This is a genomic window from Couchioplanes caeruleus, assembly GCF_003751945.1.
Classification (GTDB): Bacteria; Actinomycetota; Actinomycetes; order Mycobacteriales; family Micromonosporaceae; genus Actinoplanes; species Actinoplanes caeruleus.
In genome coordinates this window covers 2,410,438-2,432,769 of the sequence record NZ_RJKL01000001.1, presented here as the reverse complement: position 1 = coordinate 2,432,769, position 22,332 = coordinate 2,410,438, and the positions used below count along the sequence as shown (strand labels likewise).

The window sequence follows — 22,332 nt, the reverse complement described above, 5'->3', positions numbered from 1 at the left end:
TTCGGGTTGCGCCGAAGAGGCAGGGGTCAGGCGTCGTAGTGCGGAGGTGGTCGCTGTGGGAATCGAGGGCGTCAACAACCGGATCGCGGACATCCAGAGCCGGATCCTCGCCTTGCAGACCCAGCAGGCGACGAAGACGACAAGCGCCTCGCCGGCCACAGGCACCACGTCGGCCTCGGGAGCCTCGTTCGCCTCGGCGCTCGCCGACGCGATGGGCACCCAGACCGCCGGCGCGTCGAACAAGTCGTACACGTTGAACAGCAAGGGGATTCCGACCGAGCTGGCCGCGTACGGCAACGGCAAGATTCCGGCGAACGCGCTGGGCAGGGTCGGCAACACCAACCACAAGCTCTGGGCGCCCGCCGCCGAGTCGCTGAACCAGATGATCGCCGACGCCAAGGCGCAGGGTGTCACCATCGGCATCACCGACTCGTACCGCTCCTACGAAGAGCAGGTCGACGTCGCGCGGCGCAAGGGGCTGTACTCGCAGGGCGGGCTCGCCGCCAAGCCCGGCACCAGCGAGCACGGCTGGGGCATGGCGACCGACCTCGACCTGAACTCCAAGGCGCAGGCGTGGATGCGGGCCAACGGCGAGAAGTACGGCTTCGTGGAGAACGTGCCGCGCGAGCCGTGGCACTGGGCGTACAAGCCGAAGACGGCCTAAACCCGGCAGATCAGCTCGCCGTGCAGCACCGATAGCCAGCCGTCCGGCTCCGCGGCCCAGGCCCGCCAGCCGCGCGAGATGCGTTCCAGATCTTCGCGGGTGGCGGCACCGGCGGTCAGGGCCTGCCCGGCCAGGTCCGAGGCGAGGATGCGCTCCGCCCACATGCCGCCCCACCACGCGCGGTCTTCGTCGTCGGCGAAACACCAGGTGGACGAGGTCGCCGTGACGTCGGTGAAGCCCGCGGCGTGGGCCCAGGAGAGCAGCCGGCGGCCCGCATCCGGTTCGCCGCCGTTGTCGCGGGCGACCCGGTGGTAGAGGCGCAGCCACTCGTCCAGCTCCGGCAGCCGCGGAAACCAGGTGAAGGCCGCGTAGTCGCTGTCGCGGACGGCGACGATGCCGCCGGGCCGGGTGACGCGGCGCATCTCGCGCAGGGCCTGGACGGGATCGCCGACGTGCTGAAGCACCTGATGGGCGTGCACCACGTCGAAGGTCGCGTCGGGGAAGGCGAGGGCGTGCACATCGCCGACCGCGAAGTCGACCGTGCCCAGACCGCGCCGGGCGATCTCGGCGCGGGCGAGGTCGAGTGCCCGCTCGGTCGGCTCCAGAGCGGTGATCCGTCCGGGTGTGATGTGCGTCGCCAGATCCGCGGTGAGGGTGCCCGGCCCGCAGCCCACGTCGAGGACGCGGTCACCGCAGGTCAGATGGGGCAGCAGGTACGCCGCCGAATTTTCTGCGGTGCGCCAGCGGTGCGACCGTAGAACCGACTCGTGGTGCCCGTGGGTGTAGACGGTAGACATGTTTCCCACGCTACGGCGCGGAGTTTCCGTACGCGCAGTTCAGACCGTACGTTGGGACCCATGAGGATCGGCATCGTCGGCGCGACGGGACAGGTCGGTGGCGTCATGCGCCGCATCCTGGCCGAGCGCCGGTTTCCCGTTGACCAGCTCCGGCTCTTCGCCTCCGCGCGTTCCGCGGGCCGCACCCTGCCGTGGCACGGCGGTGAGGTCACCGTCGAGGACGCCGAGAAGGCGGACTTCCGAGGGCTCGACATCGTCCTGTTCTCCGCCGGCAAGGGCAGCTCCAAGGAGTATGCGCCGCGCGTCGCCGAGGCCGGCGCCGTCGTGATCGACAACTCCTCGGCCTGGCGGATGGACCCGGACGTGCCGCTTGTGGTGGCCGAGGTGAACCCGGACGCCGCCGCGCGGCGCCCCAAGGGCATCATCGCCAACCCGAACTGCACCACGATGGCCGCCATGCCGGTGCTGCGTCCGCTGCACGACGAGGCCGGGCTGGTCGCTCTGGTCGTCACGACCTATCAGGCCGTCTCCGGTGCCGGGCTGGCCGGCGTGGCCGAGCTCGACGAGCAGGTGAAGAAGGTGGCCGACCGCGCCACCGAGCTGGCCCACGACGGTGGCGCCGTGGAGTTCCCGGCGGCCCGCTCCTTCGCCCGGCCGATCGCGTTCAACGTTCTGCCGCTGGCCGGCTCGATCGTCGACGACGGGCGCGGCGAGACCGACGAGGAACAGAAGCTGCGCAACGAGAGCCGCAAGATTCTGGGCATCCCGGAGCTCAAGGTCTCCGGCACCTGCGTGCGCGTGCCCGTCTTCACCGGCCACTCGCTGCAGGTGAACGCCCGGTTCGTGCGCCCTGTCAGCCCGGATCGGGCCCGCGAGCTGCTCGCCGGGGCGCCGGGCGTGGAGTTGTCCGACGTTCCCACCCCGCTGCAGGCGGCCGGGCGGGACCCGACGTTCGTGGGTCGCATCCGGGCCGACGAGACGGTCGACAACGGGCTCGCGCTGTTCCTGTCCAACGACAATCTGCGCAAGGGTGCGGCGTTGAACGCCGTGCAGGTCGCCGAGGTGGTCGCCGCCGGACTGCGCTGAGGCCGTCCCACTGGGAAGCCCCTTCACACCGATAAGCCCCGTCCCACTGAGAAGTGGGGCGGGGCATTTTTGTCGTTCCTTCGGGGGGTCTTCTCGACGCTCCACTATGGAAAAACGGGGCTTTTTGCCTGAATCGGTAGCGCATGGTCGGTTTGAGGTGCACAGTGATGGCATGAACGACAGTGGGCCTGGCGGGGGTGGCTACTTCTGGTGCCTCCGGCATGACCGGGTCGAGTCCGGGGATGGCGTATGTCCTGCCCAGCACCGGCTCGGTCCGTACGCCTCCGCTGACGACGCTACGCGGGCGCTCGAGACGGTCGAGAAGCGCAATGCGGCGTGGGATGCCGAGGATGCCCGCTGGACCGGGGAGGTCAGCTAGGCCGGCTCGACCCCTGTGTCCAAGCCGGAATCTTCGGTCTCCAGGCGGAGACGAGCCCGCAGTCATTCGCAAGGAGGAAGTTCCCCATGGCCGTGACCAAGAAGGCTGCCCCGACCCGGGTCGCCAAGAAACCCGCCGCGGCCCCGGCCGCGACCAAGCAGGCGGCCGCCAAGCGCACCGCCGCCGCCACCTCGACCACCGGCAAGCGGCCCGGCACGGTGTCGTCCGCCGCGTCGGCCACCACGGCGAAGCGCGCCTCCGCCACCGCAGCCGCGGCCACTTCTCCCGCGAGGCGTGCCGCGAGCGCATCGCCGGCCGCCAAGGCGACGGCGAAGCCGGTGGCGGGCCGCGCCACCGCGACCAGGAAGGCCGCCTCGGCGACCAGGGCCACCGCGACCAAGCCGGCAGCCGCCAGGGCGACCGCGAGCAAGGCCACCGCCAAGAAGGCCACGGTCGGCAGGACGGCCGCGACCAAGGCCGTGGCGGGCCAGAACGGAATGGGCGCGGCCATCACGCCCAAGGCCACGGCGAGCAAGACTTCCGGTGCCCGCACCGCGGCGAGCAAGATGGCGGCGAAGAAGGTCCCCGCGAGCAAGATGGCGGCGAAGAAGGCTCCGGCGAGCAAGACGACGGCGAAGAAGGCCCCCGCCACCAAGACTGCGACCAAGTCGACGACCGCGAAGTCGACGGCGGCGAAGTCGACGGCGGCGAAGTCGACGGCGGCGAAGTCGACGGCGGCGAAGGCCGCGGCGACGGCGGCGAAGGCCAAGGCGACGGCCGTGAAGGCCGCGACCACCGCGAAGAAGGCGGCGGCGAAGTCGACGATGGCGAAGAAGGCCCCGGGCAAGAAGGCGCCGGCGAAGTCGACGATGGCGAAGTCGACGATGGCGAAGTCGACGGCGGCGAAGTCGACGATGGCGAAGAAGGCCCCGGCCAAGAAGGCGCCGGCGAAGTCGACGATGGCGAAGTCGACGATGGCGAAGAAGGCGCCGGCGAAGTCGACGGCGGCGAAGGCAACGACCGCCGTGAAGAAGACGGCGGCGAAGGCCACGACGGTCGCGAAGAAGACGGCGGCGAAGGCCACGACGGTCGCGAAGAAGACGGCGGCGAAGGCCACCGCCACCCGGGCGACCGGCAACGCCGCCGCCACCAAGGTGCGCGCGGGTAAGGCCGGCAACGCCAAGCCCGCCTCCATGACGAAGAACTCGGCCACCAACGCCGGCCGGGTCAAGCCGCCCGCGAACGCCGCGGCCGCACGCCGGGCCACCGCGGCGAGCAACTCCCGGCCCGCGACGGCGGCCCCGGCGCGCAAGGCGACCGCCAAGCGCTGACCCGATGCGCTGACACCTGCGGAACAGGGGCCGCACCCGGCTGGGTGCGGCCCCTGTTCGTGTTAGGAATGAGCGGTGCCGATCAAACGGGTCATCGCTCCGAGTATCGACTTCTCCGTGCTGCGCAAGGAGCTGAACCTGGCCGGGGAGTTCCCCGCCGAGGCGCTGGCCGAGGCGCACCGGGCCGCGGCGACGCCTCCGCCCGCGACCGACCGCACCGACGTACCCCTGGTCACCGTCGACCCGGCCACCTCCCGCGACCTGGACCAGGCGATGCACCTGAGCCGCCGGAACGGGGGTTACCGGGTTCGCTACGCGATCGCCGACGTCGCGAGCTACGTGCGGCCCGGCGGCCCGCTGGAGGCCGAGACCTGGGTACGCGGCCAGACGATCTACCTGCCCGACGGCAAGGTTCCGCTGCACCCGCCGGTGCTCAGCGAGGATGCGGCCAGTCTGCTGCCCGGCGTCGACCGCGCGGCGGTGCTGTGGACGATCGACCTCGACGCGGACGGGGCGATCGCCGCCGTCGCGCTCGAACGGGCGCGGGTGCGCAGCCGCGCCAAGCTTGACTACGCGGGGCTTCAGGACGCCGTCGCGGCGGGTGACGCGCCGGAGCCGATCGCGTTGCTGGCCGAGATCGGTGGGCTGCTCGCCGCCCGGGCCGCCGGGCGGGGAGCGATCAACCTGCCGCTGCCCGCGCAGGAGGTCGAGCCCGACGGCGACGGGTGGCGGCTGGTGCTGCGCGCGCCGCTGCCGGTGGAGGAGCACAATGCGCAGATCTCGCTGCTCACCGGCATGGCCGCCGCGTCGCTGATGCTCGCCGGCGGGGTGGGCCTGCTGCGCACGATGCCCGCGGCCAAGCCCGAGGCCGTCGCCGCGCTGCGGGCCGCCGCCGGCTCGCTCGGCGTGACGTGGCCGCGTGAGGCGCAGGTCGGCGCGGTCGTGTCGTCCGTCGACCCGGCCGATCCCCGCGGCGCCGCCTTCCTCGACCAGGCGGCGGAGTTGCTGCGCGGGGCGGCGTACACGGCGTTCGACGGTGCGCCGCCGGCCGAGACCGGGCACGGCGGGGTGGGCGCCCCGTACGCGCACGTCACCGCCCCGCTGCGCCGCCTCGCCGACCGGTACGCGACCGAGGTGTGCCTGGCGCTGCACGCCGGCGCGGCCGTGCCGGAGTGGGCCCGCGCCGCGCTGCCGCGCCTGCCGGAGGCGATGGCCGCGACCGATCGGGTGGCCTCCGCCGCGGATCGTGGCGCGGTCGCGCTGACCGAGGCGGTGCTGCTTGCGGGCCGGGTGGGCGAGACCTTCGAGGCCGGTGTGCTCGACGTCGACGATCCGCCCCGGCCGGGCGGACGGCCCCGCCCCCGCGGCGGGACCGTCGCCATCGACGATCCCGCGGTGCAGGCACGCTGCCTGGGTGAGCTGCCGCTGGGGCAGCGGATCACGGTACGCCTGGCCGAGGCGGATCCTCGGACCCGCACGGTGTTGTTCGAGAAGGAAGGCTGACCTAGAAGGTGTGTTCCGCGGCGGGGAACTCGCCGGTGCGCACCTCGTCGGCGAAGCGGCGGGTGGCCTCGCCGAGCACGCCCGCGAGGTCGGCGTAGCGCTTGACGAAGCGGGGCGCCTTGCCGCCTCGCAGCCCGGCCATGTCCTGCCACACCAGCACCTGGGCGTCGGTGTCCGGGCCCGCGCCGATGCCGACGGTCGGGATGGTCAGCTCCTTGGTGATCTGCTTCGCCACGTCGCCCGGCACCATCTCCAGCACGACCGCGAAGGCGCCCGCCTCGGCGACGGCCCGCGCGTCGGCGATGACCTCCTCGGCCGCGCTGCCCCGGCCCTGGACGCGGTAGCCGCCGAGGGTGTGCTCGCTCTGCGGCGTGAAGCCGATGTGGGCCATCACCGGGATGCCCGCGCCGACGATCGCCCGGATCTGCTCGGCGACGCGGCGGCCGCCCTCCAGCTTGACCGCGTGCGCGCCGGCTTCCTTCATGAACCGTACGGCCGTGCGGAGGCCCTGGACCGGCCCCTCCTCGTAGGAGCCGAACGGGAGGTCGGCGACGATCAGGGCGGTCTTCGTGGCCTGCACGACCGCGCGTACCAGGGGCAGCAGTTCGTCGGTGGTGACCGGCAGGGTCGTCTCGTAGCCGAACACGTTGTTGGCCGCGGAGTCGCCGACGAGCAGCACCGGGATGCCGGCGCCGTCGAACAGGGCGGCCGTGTACTGGTCGTACGAGGTGAGCATCGGCCAGCGGTCGCCGCGTTCCTTGGCCGCGAGCAGGTCGCGGGTGCGGACGCGGCGGGTGGGCGGGCCGCCGTACAGGGTGGGCACCTCGGCGGGTGTCTCGGACATCGTCGTCTCCTTCCCTCGAGGCCGCGGAGTGCGGTCCCCGGGTTCGACTCGCATCGTCGCACCCGGGGACCGCGCGCGGTCAGAGGTGAGTGGAGCCGATCACACTCCCGCTCACGCGCCCTCGCGGAAGCGGTTGGTGATCGGCAGGCGCCGGTCGCGGCCGAAGGCCTTGATGGAGATCTTCGTACCCGGCGCCGACTGGCGGCGCTTGTATTCGGCGATGTCCACCATCCGCAGCACCCGGTCCACGAGGGCGACGTCGTGCCCGGCCGCGACCAGGTCGTCACGACCCTGGTCGCCGTCGATGTAGCCGCTGAGGATCGCGTCGAGCACCTCGTAGTCGGGCAGCGAGTCGGTGTCGACCTGGCCCGGGCGCAGCTCCGCCGACGGCGGCTTGGTGATGGAGTTCTCCGGGATCGGCGCCTGGTCGCCGCGGCGGGCGGCGTCCGCGTTGCGCCACGTGGCGAGGCGCCACACCATCGTCTTCGGCACGTCCTTGAGCGGGTTGAAGCCGCCGACCGAGTCGCCGTACAGGGTCGAGTAGCCGACCGCCAGTTCGCTCTTGTTGCCGGTGGTGAGCACCAGGTGGCCCTCCTGGTTCGACAGCGCCATGAGGATGACGCCGCGGACGCGGGCCTGCAGGTTCTCCACCGCGAGGCCGGAGAGGGACATGTGGGACAGGAAAGTGTCGACCATCGGCTGGATCGGCTCGCTGCGATAGTCCAGGCCGGTGCGCTTGGCGAGGTCCGCCGCGTCGTCGCGGGAGTGCGCCGACGAGTAGCCGCTGGGCATGGAGACGCCGACGACGCGCTCCGGGCCGAGCGCGTCCACCGCGATGGCGGCGACGACCGCCGAGTCGATGCCGCCGGACAGCCCGAGCACCACCGAACGGAAACCGTTCTTCTCCACGTAGTCGTGCAGGCCCAGGGTGAGCGCCGACCAGATCTCCGCCTCGTCGGTGACCCGTTCGGCGATGCCGCCGACGGCGGGGCCGGAGCTGAACGGTCGCGGCGCGGCGGCCAGGGCCACCCGCGTGATCGTCATGTCGTCGTCGCCACGTTCCTCGCCGTGCGGCGACTCGCTCGTCGTCGCCGGCTCCGGCTGCGCCGCCCGCGGCGCCGGCGCGGTCCCCGCAGCGGGGAGCTCCACGTCGTGGATCAGCAGTTCCTCGGTGAACTGTCCGGCCCGGGCCAGCAGCTCGCCCTCCGCGGTCACGATCATCGAGTCGCCGTCGAAGACCAGCTCGTCCTGGCCGCCGATCATGTTCACGTACGCGACCGTCGCGCCCGCCTCCGCCGCCCGGCGCCGGATCAGCGGCAGCCGGACGTCGTCCTTGTCGAGCTCGTACGGCGAGGCGTTGACGGAGACCACGAGCTGCACGCCCGCGCGTCGCGCGGCGGCGAACGGGCCGCCCGCCTGCCACAGGTCCTCGCACACGGTCAGGGCGATGTCGGTGTCGCCGAAGCGCACCACGGTCAGCGAGGTGCCCGGCTCGAAGTAGCGGTCCTCGTCGAAGACGCCGTAGTTGGGCAGGTGGTGCTTGAAGTAGGTGGCCGCCACCTCGCCGCCGAGCAGCAGCGCGGAGGCGTCCCGGCGTCCGCTGCCCGGCACCGCGTCGGCGCTGGTCGGCGCGGGCCCGTCGGCGTCGACGTAGCCGACGACCACGGCCACGTCGCCCAGGCCGTCGGCGGCGAGGTCGGTGGCGAGCCGCCGCAGCGCGGTCTGCGACGCCACCACGAAGGACTCGCGGAAGACCAGGTCCTCGATGGGATACCCGGTCATCATCATCTCCGGGAACGCGACGAGCTGGGCGCCGGCGTCCGCGGCCCGGCGGGTCCAGCGGCGCACGGCGGCGGCGTTGCCGGGTATGTCTCCGACGGTGGGGTTCACCTGGGCAAGGGCGATGCGCATCGAGGGCATGCGGCCATTCTTCCCCAGCGTTGGCATCCCGTACCCGGTTCCCCTGCCGTACTGTCGGCCCGTGGTCAGCGTAATCTCGGCGTAACCGGCACGGGAGACACTGATCGCCGGGCAAGTGCGAGGGGTGGCCGTGGACCGACAGCAGGAGTTCGTGCTCCGCACGCTCGAAGAGCGCGACATCCGATTTGTCCGGCTCTGGTTCACGGACGTGCTCGGCACCCTCAAGAGCGTGTCCGTCGCGCCGGCCGAGCTCGAGGCCGCCTTCGAGGAGGGCATCGGCATCGACGGCTCGGCCATCGAGGGCTTCGCCCGCGTCTCCGAGTCCGACATGGTCGCCATGCCCGACCCCACGACGTTCCAGGTCTTCCCGTTCGAGGGCGGCGACAGCGGCGAGAGCGCCCGGATGTTCTGCGACATCCTGCTCCCGGACGGCAGCGCGGCGTGGGCCGATCCCCGGCACGTGCTGCGCCGCATGCTCGCCAAGGCCGCGGAGAAGGGCTTCACCTTCTACACCCACCCCGAGGTCGAGTTCTTCCTCGTCCAGGACGGACCGCTGGACGGCAGCGTGCCGGTACCGGTCGACGGCGGCGGCTACTTCGACCACACCACCCACTCGGTCGCGCGCGACTTCCGGCGGCAGGCCGTGCTCGCGCTGGAGCGCATCGGCATCTCCGTGGAGTTCAGCCACCACGAGGTCGCCCCCGGCCAGCAGGAGATCGACCTGCGCTACGCGGACGCGCTCACCACCGCCGACAACATCATGACGTTCCGGCACGTGGTCAAGGAGGTCGCGCTCTCGCAGAGCGTGCGCGCGACGTTCATGCCGAAGCCGTACACCGACCAGCCCGGCAGCGGCATGCACACCCACCTGTCGCTGTTCGAGGGCGAGCGCAACGCCTTCTACGACGGAGGCGACCCGCTCAAGCTGTCCAAGACGGCCCGCGCGTTCATCGCCGGGCTGCTCGTGCACGCCCGCGAGTACACCGCGGTCACCAACCAGTGGGTCAACTCGTACAAGCGGCTCTTCCCGCTGCAGTTGCCCGACCGGATCACCGAGTCGCCCGCGTTCGTGAGCTGGGGCCACCTCAACCGGTCGGCGCTGGTGCGGGTGCCGGCGTTCGGCAAGCCCAACTCGGCCCGGGTCGAGGTCCGCTCGCTCGACTCCGCCACCAACCCGTACCTCGCCTTCGCCGTCCTGCTGGGCGCCGGGCTCAAGGGCATCGAGGAGGGCTACGAGCTGCCGCCGGGCGCCGAGGACGACGTCCTCGCGCTGTCGCCGCAGGAACGCAAGGCGATGGGGTACGACTCACTGCCCGAGAACCTCGCCGAGGCGATCGACGTGATGGCCAAGTCCGAGCTGATCCCGGAGGTGCTCGGCGAGCACGTCTTCGACTTCTTCCTGCGTAACAAGCGCCAGGAGTGGGAGCAGTACCGGCGCGAGGTCACCCCGTACGAGCGCGAGCGTTATCTCGGGACACTCTGACCTTTCGCCCGGCCGGTGGATCACTGACGGGCGCTGGTCCGATACGGTGCCCTCGGACACCGCGACGAGGGAGTAACCGTGCTGGAGAATCTGCTTGAGGGTGCCGGGCGCAGCATCGTGTTCGGCGCGGTCGGCATCGGCTTGATGGCCCTGGGCTTCGTCCTCGTCGACCTGCTCACCCCGGGCAAGCTGCGCGACCTGATCTGGGTCGAGAAGAACCCGAACGCGGCCACCCTGCTCGCGGCCAACCAGCTCGGCATCGCGCTGATCGTCTTCACGGCGATCTTCACCAGCTACGAGAACTTCGGCGAGGGCCTGGCCTCCACGGCGATCTTCGGCGTGCTCGGCATCGCGGTCATGGCGCTGGCGTTCCTGGTGCTGGACTGGATGACGCCCGGCAAGCTCGGCGAGGTCATCTGCACCCAGGAGCGGCACCCGGGCGCGATGGTCAGCGCGGCGTCGCACTTCGGCGCGGCCCTGATCGTCTGCGCCTGCATCGCCTGACACCCGACGCCCGCGTCCCTGCGATGATGCCGGGATGCATATCGATCTTGAACCCGTCACCAAGGACAACTGGCGTGCCTGCGTGGCGCTGACGGTGCAGCCCGAACAGCGGGAGTTCGTCAACGACGTCAGCCACTACCTGTGCCTGTGCCATTACGGCGACACCTGGCATCCGCTGGCGGTGACCGTCGACGGTGAGGTCGCGGGCTTCTGCATGTGGGCCGTCGACGACGACGCCAGCCGCTGGATCGGCGGGGTGGTCGTCGACGCGTCCCGGCAGCGACAGGGGATCGGCCGGGCGCTGGTGGTCGCGCTGCGCGACCGGCTCGCCGCCGAGCCTGGCGTGCCCAACGTGGCGCTCAGCTACGCGCCGGAGAACACCGCCGCCCGCGCGCTCTATCTCTCGCTCGGCTTCGTGGAGACCGGCGAGATGGAGGACGACGAGATCATCGCGCGGTGGACCCCGGCCTGAACACCGGCACCGGACCCACCCGATAGCCTCGTGGGGTGGGCACAGCACTGGTGATCGAGAACTACCCCTCCGACGACCTGCGCCGGCTCGGTGACTGGTTCACCGAGGCCGGCCTCGGCCTGAACGTCGTCCGGGCACACGCGGGCGACCCGCTGCCCGAGAACCTCGACGGACACGTGGCCCTGGTCGTCCTCGGCGGCGACCAGTGCGTCTACGCCGACGCGGCGGGCAACCCCGGCGCACCCTGGTTCCCGGCCCTCGAAGGGCTGCTGCGCAAGGCGGTGCGCCACCACGTGCCGACGCTCGGCGTCTGCCTGGGTGCGCAACTGCTCGCCCAGGCCCACGGCGGCCTGGTCGAGCGCAGCACCGCCGGCCCAGAAATCGGCCCGGGCCTGGTCGGGCGCCGCGACGCGGCCGACACCGACCCGCTGTTCAAGTACGTGCCGCTGCTGCCCGACGTGGTGCAGTGGCACAGCGACGAGATCACCGAGCTGCCGATCGGTGCCGTGCTGCTCGCCGCCTCGACCCGCTATCCACACCAGGCGTTCCGCCTCGGCGACCGGGCCTGGGGCGTGCAGTTCCACATCGAGTGCGACGCCGCCATGATCGAGGGCTGGGCCCGCAACGATCGGACGCTGCTCGCCGAGCTGGGCTACGAGCCCGAGGTCGTGGTCGCCGCGACCGTGGACGTGCTCGCCGACGTCGAGGAGGCCTGGCAGCCGTTCGCGGCCCGGTTCGCCGCCCTCGCCCTGGGCGAGCTACCCGGCGCGGACATCCCCGCCCCGGGCACCGGCCGCGCCCTGCCGCTGCTGGGCCATTGACATGACCAGGCCCAGCCGCCTCGCCCGGTACGGCTTCGCCGACAACGGTGCCCGCGCGGCCGACCTGCTCGGCCCCGAGGGCCTGCGGTTGTGGAACGCCGACGCCCAGGAGCCGGTCGGCGCGGGCGCCGCCGAGCTGTTGCAGGCGCTGTCGCGGGCCGCCGACCCCACCCTCGCCCTGCGCCAGCTCCACCGGCTGGTCGAAGCGGAGTCGAGGGCGGCGCGGCGCGACCACGGCGGCCCGGTCACCGGTCCCGGCGAACAGATCGCCGAGAGCCCCGCGGCCGGCGCCCTGCTGTCCGAGCTCGCGGCCGACGCCGCGTTACGCCGCCGCCTGGTCGCGGTGCTCGGCGCGTCCAGCGCGCTGGGCGACCACCTCGTCGCCAACCCCGGCCAGTGGCGGGTGCTGGCCACCGGCAAGACCGGCATGCCGCCGAACGCCGAGGGCCACCTCGAATCCGGCGACGCCACCGGTGAGGGACCGCCGACCGTCGCGGGGCTGCGGACGGCGTACCGGATCGCACTGCTGCGCATCGTCGCCGCAGACCTGACCGGCGGACGCGGCCTCGAGCCCACCATGGCGGCGCTGTCCCGCCTCGCCGACGAGACCCTCGCCGCGGCGTACGCCATCGCCCTCGCCGGACTGCCGGCCTCCACCGCCGCGCCGCGGCTGGCAGTGATCGCCATGGGCAAGTGCGGCGGCAACGAGCTGAACTACGTCTCCGACGTGGACGTCATCTTCGTGGCCGCCGGCGACGAGGACCTCAGCGCCGGCACCACGGTCGCGGCCAAGCTGATCGAGATCTGCGGGCAGGTCGCGTGGCCGGTCGACGCCGCGCTGCGGCCCGAGGGTAGCCGCGGGCCGCTGGTCCGGACGCTCGCCAGCCACCAGGCCTACTACCGGCGCTGGGCCCGTACCTGGGAATTCCAGGCCCTCCTGAAGGCCCGCCCGGCGGCCGGCGACCCGGTGCTGGCAAGGGAATGGCTGGACGACCTCGCGCCGCTGGTGTGGCACGCCGCCGAGCGGCCGGAGGCGGTCGCGGACGTCCGCGACATGCGCCGGAAGATCATCGACAACGTGCCGCCGAAGGAGGTCGACCGGGAGATCAAACGCGGCCCCGGCGGCCTGCGCGACATCGAGTTCGCCGTGCAGCTCCTGCAGCTCGTGCACGGGCGCGTCGACGAGAGCCTGCGCCTGGGCGGCACTCTGCCCGCCCTGCGCGCCCTCGTCGCCGGCGGCTACGTGGGCCGCGAGGACGGCGAGACCCTGCTGCGCGGCTACCGCTTCCTGCGGACCGTGGAGCACCGGCTGCAACTGCAGAATTTGAAGCGTACGCACACCGTCCCGGACGATCCGCGGCTGCTGCGCTGGCTCGCGGCAGCCCTCGACTACACCGCGGAGCCCGGCCGGGACGCGGTCGAGGCGTTCCGCTCCGACTGGGTCGGCCACGCCGCGCACGTGCGCCGCCTGCACGTCAAGCTGCTCTACCAGCCGCTGCTCGAGGCGGTCGCCCGGGTGCCCGCCGAGGCGCTGCGGATGACCACCGAGTCGGCCGGCCGTCGCCTGGAGGTCCTCGGCTTCGCCGACCCGGCCGGCGCGCTGCGGCATCTGCAGGCGCTGACCGGCGGGGTCAGCCGCACGGCGGCGATCCAGCGCACGCTCCTGCCGATGCTGCTGCAGGAGTTCGCGGACGCCCCCGAGCCCGACCGCGGCCTGCTCAACTACCGGCACGTGTCGGACAAGCTCGGCGGCACACCGTGGTATCTGCGGCTGCTGCGTGACGGCGGCCCGGTCGCCCGCCGTCTCGCCCGGGTGCTCAGCCTCTCCCGGTACGCGACCGATCTGCTCATCCGCGACCCCGAGGCGCTGCGCCTGCTCGCCGACGACGCGGAGCTGCAACCCCGCCCCCGCGACGTGCTCCGCGACGGTTTCGCCGCGGCCGTCGACCGGCACCTGCGCGACGGCGCCACCGACCCGGCCCCGGCCATCGCCGCCGTCCGGGCGCTGCGCCGCCGCGAGCTGTTCCGGCTGGCCTGCGCCGACATCCTCAGCCAGGCGGGTGAGCTCGCCCCGGCCCAACCGCTCGACGTCCACGACGTGGGCATCGCCCTCTCCGCCGTCACCGACGCCACGCTCGGCGCCGCGCTGCACGCCGCCCGCCGGGTCCACCCGGGCCCCGAGGGGCTGCGCTTCGCGGTGATCGGCGTAGGTCGCCTCGGCGGCTACGAGATGAGCTACCCGTCCGACGCCGACGTGCTGTTCGTCTTCGCCGCGCCCGAGGGCGTGTCCGACGCCGAGGCCAGCGGCGCCGCGCACGCGATCGCCGAGGAGATGCGCCGCACCCTGGGCGCGCCCGCACCCGACCCGCCGCTCGGCGTCGACGCCGACCTGCGCCCCGAGGGGCGTCAAGGACCGCTCGTGCGCAGCCTGAACGCGTACGCGCAGTACTACGCCCGCTGGTCCAAGGTCTGGGAGTCGCAGGCCCTGCTGCGCGCCCGCTTCGTCTGCGGCGACGAGGACCTCGGCCGCGAGTTCGAGAGCCTCGCCGACAGCATGCGCTATCCGGACGGCGGCCTCACCCGCGACCAGATCGTCGAGATCCGCCGGATCAAGGCCCGAGTGGAGACCGAGCGGCTGCCCCGCGGTGCCGACCCGAACACCCACGCCAAACTCGGCCGTGGCGGGCTCGCCGACGTCGAGTGGGCGGTGCAACTGGTGCAACTGCGGCACGGGTACGCCCTGCCGGGCCTGCGCATGACCCGCACGCTCGAGGCACTCACCGCGGAGCTGGAAGCGAAGCTGATCGACAAGGTCGACGCGGCGGCGATGACCGCGGGCTGGACGCTGGCGGCACAGGTCCGCAACGCGTTGACGCTGGTCCGGGGCAGGCCCACCGATCAGCTACCGCGGCACGGGGCGGAGTTGGCGGGGGTGGTGCTGCTGCTCGGCGGCGGGGATCCGGGGGAGTTCGTCGACCGCTATCTGCGCATCACCCGACGCTCCCGGGCCGCGATGGAACGCGTCCTCGATGCCTGAGGGCCGCGCGTCGTCCACGGTGACGCCGGCGATCACCGTGGACGGCGCGAGATTCCCGAAGTGGCCGGTCGCGGCGGCGGTCGTGGTCGCGGTGCTGGTGCGGCTGCCGTTCGTCTTCACCGGTCTGTCGACCGACGAGGGTGGCTATGCGTACGTCGCCCGGCAATGGGCTCGCGGCGACCGCCTCTACGACACCGCGTGGCTGGACCGCCCGCAGGGACTGCTGCTGACGTACCGCGCGCTGCTGGCGTTGGGCGACTCCGGACCGGCGATCCGGACCGGTCTGGTCGTCGCCGGGGCGGTCATCACGCTCGCGCTGGCCGCCATCGGCTGGCTGCTGGTGAACCGCGCGGTGGGCGTCGCCGCCGCCTGGCTCTACGCCGTCGCCGGCCTCGCCCCGCATCTCGAGGGCATGACCCTCAACGGTGAGCTGCTCGCCGGCGTCCCGTCGACGGTTGCCGTCGCCCTCGTCGTCTACTGGTGGCGGCGTGACCGGCCGCTGTGGATGCTCGCCGCCGCCGGGCTGGCCGCGGGGCTCGCCCTGACCATGAAACAGTCCGGCATCGACGGCGTGATCGTCGGCATGGTCGTCGTGGGGCTGCTGCGCCGTGGGAAAGCCGCCGTCGTGTTTCTGGCCGGTGTGGCGCTTCCGCTGGCCGCCTCGGTGGTCCACGGCCTCGCGACCGGCTGGGCCGGATACTGGACCGCGCTGGTCGGCTACCAGTTGTCGGCGATGGGCGGCGCGGGCTCGAACGCCTCGACGCGCTGGTCGGATCTCGCATGGCACGCCGGCGACATCGCCATGGGCATCGTCCCGGTGCTGCTCGTCGCGCTGCTCGGGTGGCGGTCGTTCGACCGGGGCGCCCGTTGGCTGCTCGGCGGCTGGCTGGCCGCCGGGCTCCTCGGCGTCAACCTGGGCGGCTCTTACTGGCCGCACTACTTCGTGCAGCTCCTGCCCGCCCTGGTGGTGCTGGCCGCCGCGGCGGTGGTGAGCGCCGGATCCGCATGGCGACGCGGGGCGCTCGCCGCGGTCGTCGCCCTGCCGACCCTGGTCTGGCTGGCCGCGCTGGTGCCCATGTCGCCGGGCCGGCGGGCCGACACGATCCCGTACGCCGCGCTGGCCGCGCGCGACGACCGGATCGCGGCCGTGATCAGGGCGTCCACCGCCCCCGACGACCGCATCTACGTCCTCGAATCGGAGGCGTACCTCTACTTCGCGGCCGACCGCCAGTCGCCGTATCCGTACCTGTGGGGGAAACCGATCGACAAGATCTCCGACGCGCTGCCCCGCCTGCGCGCCATGCTGACCTCGCCGCAGCGGCCCGTGCTGGTCGTGCTCGACACCCGGCCGGAGGCGGTGGACCCGAGCGGCGGGATCGCCGCCGACCTGGCCGCCCACTACCACCTCGACACGGTCGTCGAGGGCGTGCCGATCCTGCGGGCGAACTCGTGACCGCTCCGGCATGGCTGGGCCGTCCGGCCGGGGTGAGATGGCTCGGCCTCGCCGGGTCGGTGTGCGTGGCCGCCGACGCGGTGCTGTTCGGCGCGCCGACGTGGATCCGGCGCGGGGTCTCGGTGATGAGCATCCTGCGCGGTCCGAACGGCGTACTCATCATGACGCTCTGGATCGCCGGGCTCGTCGCCCTCTGCGCCGCCTGGTGGTACGGGCGCCGCCTGACCGTGTCGCGGCGGTGGATCCTCGTCACGGCGGCGCTGTGGATCGTGCCGCTGCTCTTCGTGCCGCCCCTGGCCAGCCGGGACATGTACGCGTACGCCTGCCAGGGCTCGCTCTTCGACGCCGGGCTCAACCCGTCGGTCGTCGGCGTCTCCGCGCAGCCCTGCCCCTGGCTCGAGTCGGTGTCGGTGGTGTGGCGGGACACGCCGACGCCGTACGGACCGCTCTGGATCGTGCTGACCGGTGTCGCCGCTTCCTTCGGCTCGCAGGCCGTCGCGCTCGGCATCTTCCGCTTGTACGCCGTGCTGGCGGTCGCGGCGCTGGCCGTGGTCGTCCCGGCGCTGGCCCGGCGTACGGGAGCGTCGCAGGAGCGGGCCCTGTGGCTGGTGCTCTGCTGCCCGCTGGTGCCGGTGCACGTCGTCGGCGGCGGCCACAACGACGCGCTCACGATGGCGCTGCTGATCGGGGGTCTCGCCCTGGTGGCCGGCCGGCGGAGCACGGCGCTGCTGGTCGCGGGCGGGGCGTTGATCGGTGCGGCGATCGCGGTCAAGACGACCGTCGGCGTGGTGCTGCCGTTCGCCGCGCTGCTCGCCGCGAACGGACTGGAGCTGACCCGCGAGGGACTGCCGCGTTTCCTGCGCCGCGGCGGCGCGGTGGTCGCCGGGGCGGCGGCGACGCTCGTCGCGCTCTCGGTCGTCTCCGGGCTGGGCTTCGGCTGGGCGGTCGCCTTGTCCGGGGCGGGGGAGTCGCGGAGCTGGACCTCGCCGTCCACGGCGGTGGGCATCGCGGTCAACGCCGTCGCGAAGTGGTTCGGCGTGCGGCTCGACGTCGTGCCCGCGGTGCGTGCGGTCGCCCTGGTCATGCTGCTGATCGCTCTCGTGGTCCTCTGGTGGCGCTTCCGGCGTGGCGATGCCCTGCACGGTGCCGCGCTGGCCTGCCTGGCCGTCATCTTCCTCGCGCCGATCACCCAGCCCTGGTACCTCTTCTGGACGCTGGCACTGCTGGCGGTCACTGCCGTGCGGGCGCGCTGGCTCGAGATCACCGTCGTGGTCTCGATGTTCCTGATCCTGCCCAACGGCGACGGCGCCTGGAAGCCGTTGCAGGTGCCGCTCGCGTTCCTCGTCACCGGCCTGGTGGGCTGGGTGGCCTGGCGCTCGCTGAGGTGGATGCGCGAGCCCGCACCGGCGACGGCGGTCTCGGCGTGACGGTGACTCCCCGGCTGGTGCGCTGGGGCGGGCTCGCCGGCAGCGTCGCCACCGCGGGTACGGCCTCCCTGGGCGGCTCCGGGTTCGCGCGGGCGCCCAGCATCAATCCGGTGACGTTGCTCAGCGGGCAGCGCGGGGTGCTGCTGCCGATCCTGTGGGTCCTGGGCACGGCACTGCTCCTCGCCGCCTGGTGGACCGGGCGCCGCACCGTCCCCTCGACGCGCTGGGCGCTGGTGACCGCCGCACTGTGGTTCCTGCCGGTGCTGCCGTTCCTGCCGCTCGGCAGCGCGGACGTCTATTCGTACGCGTGCCAGGGCTATGTCCAGTACGCCGGCGGGGATCCGTACGCGGCCGGCGTCGCTCGCTTCGGCTGCCCGTGGCTCGGCTCCGTGGCGTCGTCGTGGGCCGATTCGCCGGCGCCGTACGGTCCGCTGTTCCTGCTGCTCGCGTCCTGGGTCGTCGCTCTGGCCGGCGACTCGCTCGCCGGGGTCGTCGCCGGGCTGCGGATCGTCGCCCTGGCCGGCGTGGCCCTGGTCGCGGCGGGTGTGCCGGCCGTTGCCCGCCGCTGTGGCATCGACCCGGCCCGGGCCGTCTGGACGGTACTGGCGTGCCCGCTGATCCTGATCCATCTGGTTTCCGGCGCCCACAACGACGCGCTGATGGTCGGCCTGATCCTGGCCGGCCTGGCACTCGCCGCCGCGCGTCCGCCCCTCGCGGGGCTGGTCGCCGCCGGCGCCGTCCTCGGCCTGGCGGTGGGCGTCAAGGTGACGGCGATCGTCGTGGTGCCCTTCGCGGTGCTCGCCGCCCTGCCCGGAACGGGCCGTCGACCGGTGCGCGAGCTGCTCCGACCGGCCGGTGCGATCGGCGGCGGCGCCCTGCTCGTCACGGTCGCGCTCTCGGCGGTGTCGGGACGCGGCGCCGGATGGGTGACCGGGCTGGCACGCAGCGGCGACACCGTGGCCTGGACCTCCCCTTCGACCGCCGTGGGCCTGACCATCGATGCCGTCACCGGTGCCGACGCCGTCCCGGTGACCCGCGTCGCCGGGGTGGTGCTGTTGGCCGTCGCCCTCGTCGCGTTGTGGTGGCGCGCATGGGGGCGCGGCGATCCCCTGGGCCACGCCGGCCTCGCGCTCGCCGCGACGGTCCTCTGCGCCCCCGTCTTCCATCCCTGGTACGCGACGTGGCCGCTCGCCGTGCTCGCCGCCGCCCGGGCCGAGAACCGCTGGACGCTGGGCCTCTGCGCGTTCGCGGCGATGCTCACCACCCCGGCCGGCTACAACTGGGCGCTCTACACCCGCGTCCCCGGGGCGTTCGTGGTCACGGCCGCGCTCGTGGCGCTCGCCGTGGTCGCCGTACGCGGGCGGCGGGCTCGTAGGGTGATCGCGTGAACCGCCGGATCGTGATCCTCGCCGCCCTGGGCGCGGCCGCTGCCGCCGCTCTCGCCTGGACCGCGGTCCACCACTTCTATTTCGACTCCGGCGTCTACTCCGGTGCGGTCCGCTACTGGTTCCGCGACGGCGGCATGATCTACGACTATCTCAAGGAGGGCACTCCGTACGGCTTCACGTACCCTCCGTTCGCCGCCCTGGTGATGATTCCCATGGCGGTGCTGCCGCTGTGGCTGATCGTCACCGTCGCGTCGGTCGCCACCGTCGTCACGACCGTGCTGGTCACGTGGTGGTTTCTCTGCCCGCTCATCGAACGGCGGGGGTGGACGCCCTGGTACGCGGTCGCCGTCGCGTCCTGCCTCGCGCTGTTCTTCGAGCCGGTGCGCGAGACGTTCGGCTTCGGTCAGGTGAACCTCCTGCTGCTCGCCCTCGTCGCCGGGGACGTGCTGCTCGGCGTGGGGCGGGGACGGCGCTGGGCCGGCGTCGGCATCGGGGTCGCGACCGCGATCAAGCTGACTCCCGGCATCTTCATCCTGTATCTGCTGATCACCCGGCGCTGGAGGGCCGCGGTCACCGCGATCGCGGCCGCCGCCACGACCACCCTGGTGACCGCCGCGTTCTGGCCGGACGCCTCGCGCGAGTTCTGGACCTCCGCGCTCTGGGACACCAACCGCGTCGGCAATCTCGAGTACGTGTCCAACCAGTCGCTGCGTGGCTTCCTGGCCCGGCTGCCGGTGGACGCGGTCGAGTCGCAGCTCTGGGTGGCCGGCGTGCTGGCCGCCGTCGGGCTGTGGGCATGGCGGGTACGCGCCGCCGACCCGCTCGGCGGGCTGGCCCTGACCGGCATCGTCGGCTGCCTGATCAGCCCGGTGACCTGGGTGCACCACTGGGTCTGGCTGCTGCCCGCCCTGGTGCGGTGCGTCGAGACGGCCCGTACGCACAAAGGGGTCTTCCGGCTGGCGGTCGCCGGCTATGTCGTGGTCTGCACGCGGGTGACGTTCCTGTACGAGAACGGGCCGAAGCCGCCGCTCGCCTTCCTCGGCGCGAATCTCTACGTGCTGCTCGGCGTCGCGCTGTTGCTCTGGTTGCCCGCGGTCGCCTCGCTCGCGGACGGGCCTCGCTCAGACGACCGGGGCCGGTCGCTTGACGACGATCGAGCCGGCCGCGCGGTCGTGCAGGCCGCGGCGGTCCGCGTCCATGATGACCGCCGGGATCAGCAGGACCAGTAGCAGACCGCGGATCAGGCCCCTACCCATGCCGATCGCCCCGCCGTCGGCGAACGACACACAGCGGATGCGGGCCAGCGCCATGCCCGGCGTCTGTCCGAAGAGACCGACGAGCAGAGCGTTCAGTACGACGAGTACGAGCACAGGCGGCCACGCCACCACCCGCGGATCGGCGTAGAAGGCGCCCACCATCAGGCACAGCGCCCAGTCGATGACCAGCGCGGCGAACCGCCGGCCGAACTCCGCCGGCTCGGATGTCTCTTTCGCGGGTGTCGGCACGGTGGATCAGGGTAATCGGGCCATCCGTACCCGTCGGCGGGGGACCGGGGTTAGGGTCCTCGAGGGTCGCGAGCACGCCGAAACCATGACAACAGGCTCCGTAACACGGCGGAAACAATAGGGATACGCCCGGGCAACCCTCGGCCCATAGCGTCGCGACCAGCCTAGCCACGAGGCGGCCCACGCCGCCCCGGTTCGAAAATCTGTGCCAGGAGGACGTGTGTTCGCCAATCCCGAGGAACTCCTGCGATACCTCAAGGACGAGGACGTCAAGTTCGTCGACGTACGGTTCTGTGACCTCCCCGGCGTGATGCAGCACTTCAACATGCCGGTGGAGTCGTTCGACGACAGCGTCGTCACCGACGGCCTCGCCTTCGACGGATCGTCGATCCGCGGGTTCCAGGCCATCCACGAGTCCGACATGATGCTGCTGCCGGACGTGACCACGGCCTTCATCGACCCGTTCCGCATCCAGAAGACCCTGGCGCTGAACTTCTTCATCCACGACCCGTTCACCCGCGAGCCCTACTCGCGTGACCCGCGCAACGTGGCGAAGAAGGCCGAGACCTACCTGGCGTCCAGCGGCATCGCCGACACGGCGTACTTCGGTGCCGAGGCCGAGTTCTACATCTTCGACTCGATCCGCCACTCCACGTCAGCCCACGAGTCCTTCTACCACATCGACTCGATCGAGGGTGCCTGGAACTCCGGCCGCGAGGAGGAGGGCGGCAACCGCGGCTACAAGACCGCGTACAAGGGCGGCTACTTCCCGGTGGCGCCGGTCGACCACTACTCCGACCTGCGCGACGCCATGGTCCGCCGCCTCATCGACGTCGGCTTCACCGTGGAGCGCTCGCACCACGAGGTCGGCACCGCGGGCCAGGCCGAGATCAACTACAGGTTCTCGACGCTGCTGCACGCCGGCGACCAGATGCAGATGTTCAAGTACATCATCAAGAACACGGCCTGGGAGCACGGCAAGACCGTCACGTTCATGCCCAAGCCGCTCTTCGGCGACAACGGCTCCGGCATGCACACCCACCAGAGCCTCTGGCTCGGCGGCGAGCCGCTGTTCTACGACGAGACCGGCTACGCGGGCCTGTCCGACACGGCCCGCTGGTACATCGGCGGCCTGCTGCACCACGCGCCGTCGCTGCTGGCGTTCACCAACCCGACGGTCAACTCGTACCGTCGCCTGGTGCCCGGCTTCGAGGCCCCGGTCAACCTGGTGTACTCGCAGCGCAACCGCTCCGCCTGCACCCGCATCCCGGTGACCGGCAGCAACCCCAAGGCCAAGCGCGTCGAGTTCCGCGTGCCGGACCCGTCCTCGAACCCGTACCTGTCGTTCTCGGCCCAGATGATGGCGGGCCTCGACGGCATCAAGAACAAGATCGAGCCGCCGGCCCCGATCGACAAGGACCTCTACGACCTTCCGCCGGAGGAGTGGGGCAGCGTCAAGCAGGTCCCGGCCTCGCTGGACGCGGTCCTGAACAGCCTCGAATCGGACCACGAGTTCCTCACCGCAGGCGGCGTCTTCACCGACGACCTGATCTCGACGTGGATCGACTGGAAGCGCGCCAACGAGATCGACCCGGTCCGCCTGCGCCCGACCCCGCACGAGTTCGAGATGTACTACAACGTCTGACCCTTCTCGGGCCTGCGACCAGCGGAAACACCTGCTGGTCTGATCTTGGGCCCAAGTTGGGCCCAACGTAGCA

Annotated in this window: 19 protein-coding genes; 14 read left to right on the top strand and 5 right to left on the bottom strand. The window is 72.3% G+C overall.

The features are described from left to right. Nucleotides 1-55 precede the first annotated feature (55 nt). Entirely contained in the window at nt 56-664 is a 609-nt protein-coding gene (locus EDD30_RS10580) for a M15 family metallopeptidase (protein WP_071809369.1), read from the top strand. On the opposite strand, the gene EDD30_RS10575 is transcribed toward EDD30_RS10580, so the two are convergent. Continuing rightward, complete coding sequence (locus EDD30_RS10575) at nt 661-1,461, bottom strand: class I SAM-dependent methyltransferase (RefSeq protein WP_071809368.1); 801 nt, start codon at nt 1,459-1,461, stop codon at nt 661-663. The two genes, EDD30_RS10580 and EDD30_RS10575, sit on opposite strands and share 4 nt — an antisense overlap. Nucleotides 1,462-1,521: 60 nt before the next feature. Here EDD30_RS10575 and EDD30_RS10570 point away from each other — a divergent pair, with 60 nt between their 5' ends. Both EDD30_RS10570 and EDD30_RS10565 read left to right on the top strand, forming a co-directional pair. Next, on the top strand, nt 1,522-2,547 hold the full coding sequence (locus EDD30_RS10570; RefSeq protein ID WP_071809367.1) for an aspartate-semialdehyde dehydrogenase: 1,026 nt from the start codon (nt 1,522-1,524) through the stop codon (nt 2,545-2,547). A 172-nt stretch (nt 2,548-2,719) separates the two neighbouring features. Further along, nucleotides 2,720-2,926, top strand: coding sequence for a hypothetical protein (locus EDD30_RS10565; RefSeq protein ID WP_071809366.1), 207 nt, complete (start codon nt 2,720-2,722; stop codon nt 2,924-2,926). Here the strand turns inward: EDD30_RS10565 and EDD30_RS39860 are convergent. Then, nucleotides 2,919-4,250 (bottom strand): hypothetical protein, encoded by a 1,332-nt coding sequence (locus EDD30_RS39860; protein ID WP_084557630.1) that lies wholly within the window; start codon nt 4,248-4,250, stop codon nt 2,919-2,921. The two genes, EDD30_RS10565 and EDD30_RS39860, sit on opposite strands and share 8 nt — an antisense overlap. A gap of 82 nt (nt 4,251-4,332) precedes the next feature. On the opposite strand from EDD30_RS39860, the gene EDD30_RS10555 reads away from it, so the two are divergent. Beyond that, nucleotides 4,333-5,760 carry an RNB domain-containing ribonuclease gene (locus tag EDD30_RS10555; protein ID WP_123678212.1) on the top strand — a complete coding sequence of 476 codons (1,428 nt, stop codon included), beginning with the start codon at nt 4,333-4,335 and terminating at the stop codon, nt 5,758-5,760. Nucleotide 5,761: 1 nt separating this feature from the next. Here the strand turns inward: EDD30_RS10555 and panB are convergent, their stop codons facing one another. Next, the gene (panB, locus tag EDD30_RS10550; RefSeq protein WP_071807852.1) at nt 5,762-6,604 is read right to left on the bottom strand and encodes a 3-methyl-2-oxobutanoate hydroxymethyltransferase; all 843 of its coding nucleotides are present in this window, start codon (nt 6,602-6,604) and stop codon (nt 5,762-5,764) included. 111 nt (nt 6,605-6,715) lie between these two features. Next, nucleotides 6,716-8,524 carry an NAD+ synthase gene (locus tag EDD30_RS10545; RefSeq protein ID WP_071807851.1) on the bottom strand — a complete coding sequence of 603 codons (1,809 nt, stop codon included), beginning with the start codon at nt 8,522-8,524 and terminating at the stop codon, nt 6,716-6,718. A 130-nt stretch (nt 8,525-8,654) separates the two neighbouring features. Here EDD30_RS10545 and EDD30_RS10540 point away from each other — a divergent pair, with 130 nt between their 5' ends. The 9 genes from EDD30_RS10540 to EDD30_RS10500 all read left to right on the top strand — a co-directional run bounded on the left by EDD30_RS10540 (nt 8,655) and on the right by EDD30_RS10500 (nt 20,338). Beyond that, nucleotides 8,655-10,007: a glutamine synthetase family protein gene (locus EDD30_RS10540; protein ID WP_071807854.1), complete on the top strand. Its 1,353-nt coding sequence runs from the start codon at nt 8,655-8,657 to the stop codon at nt 10,005-10,007. A 78-nt stretch (nt 10,008-10,085) separates the two neighbouring features. Then, nucleotides 10,086-10,511, top strand: coding sequence for a DUF350 domain-containing protein (locus EDD30_RS10535; RefSeq protein ID WP_071807850.1), 426 nt, complete (start codon nt 10,086-10,088; stop codon nt 10,509-10,511). 34 nt (nt 10,512-10,545) lie between these two features. Then, entirely contained in the window at nt 10,546-10,983 is a 438-nt protein-coding gene (locus tag EDD30_RS10530; RefSeq protein WP_071807849.1) for a GNAT family N-acetyltransferase, read from the top strand. Between the two features lie 35 nt (nt 10,984-11,018). Beyond that, a complete protein-coding gene (locus tag EDD30_RS10525) occupies nt 11,019-11,804 on the top strand; it encodes a type 1 glutamine amidotransferase (protein WP_071807848.1) in 786 nt (261 codons plus the stop codon). Between the two features lies 1 nt (nt 11,805). Continuing rightward, nucleotides 11,806-14,841: a bifunctional [glutamine synthetase] adenylyltransferase/[glutamine synthetase]-adenylyl-L-tyrosine phosphorylase gene (locus EDD30_RS10520; protein ID WP_071807847.1), complete on the top strand. Its 3,036-nt coding sequence runs from the start codon at nt 11,806-11,808 to the stop codon at nt 14,839-14,841. After that, nucleotides 14,834-16,294, top strand: coding sequence for a hypothetical protein (locus EDD30_RS10515; RefSeq protein WP_123678211.1), 1,461 nt, complete (start codon nt 14,834-14,836; stop codon nt 16,292-16,294). Before EDD30_RS10520 ends, EDD30_RS10515 begins: the two co-directional genes overlap by 8 nt. Continuing rightward, nucleotides 16,291-17,721 carry a polyprenol phosphomannose-dependent alpha 1,6 mannosyltransferase MptB gene (mptB, locus tag EDD30_RS10510; RefSeq protein WP_244945192.1) on the top strand — a complete coding sequence of 477 codons (1,431 nt, stop codon included), beginning with the start codon at nt 16,291-16,293 and terminating at the stop codon, nt 17,719-17,721. Before EDD30_RS10515 ends, mptB (EDD30_RS10510) begins: the two co-directional genes overlap by 4 nt. Next, nucleotides 17,718-19,109 carry a polyprenol phosphomannose-dependent alpha 1,6 mannosyltransferase MptB gene (mptB, locus tag EDD30_RS10505; protein WP_244945191.1) on the top strand — a complete coding sequence of 464 codons (1,392 nt, stop codon included), beginning with the start codon at nt 17,718-17,720 and terminating at the stop codon, nt 19,107-19,109. Before mptB (EDD30_RS10510) ends, mptB (EDD30_RS10505) begins: the two co-directional genes overlap by 4 nt. Then, the gene (locus EDD30_RS10500; protein ID WP_071809321.1) at nt 19,106-20,338 is read left to right on the top strand and encodes a glycosyltransferase 87 family protein; all 1,233 of its coding nucleotides are present in this window, start codon (nt 19,106-19,108) and stop codon (nt 20,336-20,338) included. The genes mptB (EDD30_RS10505) and EDD30_RS10500 overlap by 4 nt, the downstream gene beginning before the upstream one ends. Here EDD30_RS10500 and EDD30_RS10495 read toward each other — a convergent pair. Continuing rightward, the gene (locus EDD30_RS10495; RefSeq protein ID WP_084557608.1) at nt 20,231-20,614 is read right to left on the bottom strand and encodes an RDD family protein; all 384 of its coding nucleotides are present in this window, start codon (nt 20,612-20,614) and stop codon (nt 20,231-20,233) included. The genes EDD30_RS10500 and EDD30_RS10495 overlap by 108 nt on opposite strands. Nucleotides 20,615-20,834: 220 nt before the next feature. Between EDD30_RS10495 and glnA the strand changes: the two genes are divergently transcribed. Further along, nucleotides 20,835-22,259, top strand: a complete 1,425-nt coding sequence (glnA, locus tag EDD30_RS10490; RefSeq protein ID WP_071809322.1) for a type I glutamate--ammonia ligase — start codon at nt 20,835-20,837, stop codon at nt 22,257-22,259. Nucleotides 22,260-22,332: the final 73 nt, after the last annotated feature.

Coding starts and splice junctions, on each gene's coding strand:
- EDD30_RS10575 (WP_071809368.1), bottom strand. CDS start 1,461: ATGTCTACCGTCTACACCCACGGGCACCACGAGTCGGTTCTACGGTCG.
- EDD30_RS10570 (WP_071809367.1), top strand. CDS start 1,522: ATGAGGATCGGCATCGTCGGCGCGACGGGACAGGTCGGTGGCGTCATG.
- EDD30_RS10565 (WP_071809366.1), top strand. CDS start 2,720: ATGAACGACAGTGGGCCTGGCGGGGGTGGCTACTTCTGGTGCCTCCGG.
- panB (WP_071807852.1), bottom strand. CDS start 6,604: ATGTCCGAGACACCCGCCGAGGTGCCCACCCTGTACGGCGGCCCGCCC.
- EDD30_RS10545 (WP_071807851.1), bottom strand. CDS start 8,524: ATGCCCTCGATGCGCATCGCCCTTGCCCAGGTGAACCCCACCGTCGGA.
- EDD30_RS10530 (WP_071807849.1), top strand. CDS start 10,546: ATGCATATCGATCTTGAACCCGTCACCAAGGACAACTGGCGTGCCTGC.
- EDD30_RS10520 (WP_071807847.1), top strand. CDS start 11,806: ATGACCAGGCCCAGCCGCCTCGCCCGGTACGGCTTCGCCGACAACGGT.
- EDD30_RS10515 (WP_123678211.1), top strand. CDS start 14,834: ATGCCTGAGGGCCGCGCGTCGTCCACGGTGACGCCGGCGATCACCGTG.